Annotated in this window: 2 protein-coding genes; both read right to left on the bottom strand. The window is 63.9% G+C overall.

Annotated features, from left to right (window positions below):
• Nucleotides 1-237 (bottom strand): hypothetical protein (locus ISP15_RS18225; RefSeq protein ID WP_404549407.1); only part of this gene is annotated, 237 nt, incomplete at its 3' end.
• 122 nt (nt 238-359) lie between these two features.
• Nucleotides 360-1,124: phosphopantetheine-binding protein (locus ISP15_RS18220; RefSeq protein WP_404549405.1), on the bottom strand; the 765-nt coding region annotated here is incomplete at its 5' end.

The following is a 1,124-nucleotide window of genomic DNA, read 5'->3' as shown; positions in this document are numbered from 1 at the left end:
ACGCAGCCATTCGATGTTCAACCTGCCGCGCACGCGCAGCGCCGTCGGAATGTTGTAGCTCGCCGTCCCAGGATGCATGCGCTCAAGAAACCAGATGCGATGCTGGGCAAAAGAAAGTACGGATTGCGCCTCAACATCCAGAGGCCGAATTGGGTCGGCGACACGGGGGTCGATGCCCTTCTCGGCCAAAATCACGTCAACCAATCGCTTCTGTTCGAGGCTAAAAGCCTTATCCATGTGGCACCATCCGGCATTGATTGTTTGTAGGAAATCCGCCTGCCCTGTTCGACCGCTTGCGCAAGACGGAATCGCTCATGACGAACTCCGCAGGCACGCGGCAGAAATATCGACGGACGCAGTCATTCGTATTGCTGATCTTTCAGGCGAGCCAGAACCTGGCTCGTTTCCATCGCTGCGACCTTGAGATAGGCATCAGCCATGGCGTTGGCGACTTTTAGTCCAAGCTCCGCTTCAAGGTACGCAGCCAACGCCCGTGTCGTCGGGCCGTCGAAGAACACGCGCAGCGGCACCTGAACGCGGAACACTTCGGCCACGTATGCGGTCACGCGCGTAGCCATCAGCGAGTGGCCGCCGAGCGCGAAGAAGTTGTCGCGCACGTCGATCTGCGAGCGGCCCAGCACCTCGCCCCAGATCTCGGCAACGAGGATCTCGGTGGGCGTCGTGGGCGGCACGTGATCGACGCGCCGTTCGTCTGCTTGCGGCAGCGCACGTACGTCCAGCTTGCCGTTGACCGTCGTGGGCAACTGATCCAGTCGCATCAGCGCCGCCGGCACCATGTAGCTCGGCAGCTTCACCCGCAGCCGCTCCAGCAGATCGTCCTCCCAACCGGTTTCCACTGGCGCGTCGGCTACCACGTAACCCACCAGGCGCAGCCCGCCGGTTCCCTCGCGCGCGATCACCGCTGCCGCGGCCACGCCCGGTTCCGTGCGCAGCGCCTGCGCCACTTCCTCCGGTTCCACGCGGTAGCCGCGCACCTTCACCTGGCCGTCCAAACGCCCCAGGTATTCCAGCGAGCCATCCCCGTTCCAGCGCACCCGGTCGCCGCTGCGGTAGTAACGGCCCGCATGGCCCGCCACCGTCACGAAGCGCTCCGCCGTTTCCGC

Source organism: Dyella jejuensis, assembly GCF_044904675.1.
GTDB lineage: Bacteria > Pseudomonadota > Gammaproteobacteria > Xanthomonadales > Rhodanobacteraceae > Dyella_B > Dyella_B jejuensis.
This window is presented reverse-complemented; position numbering and strand designations above follow the sequence as displayed.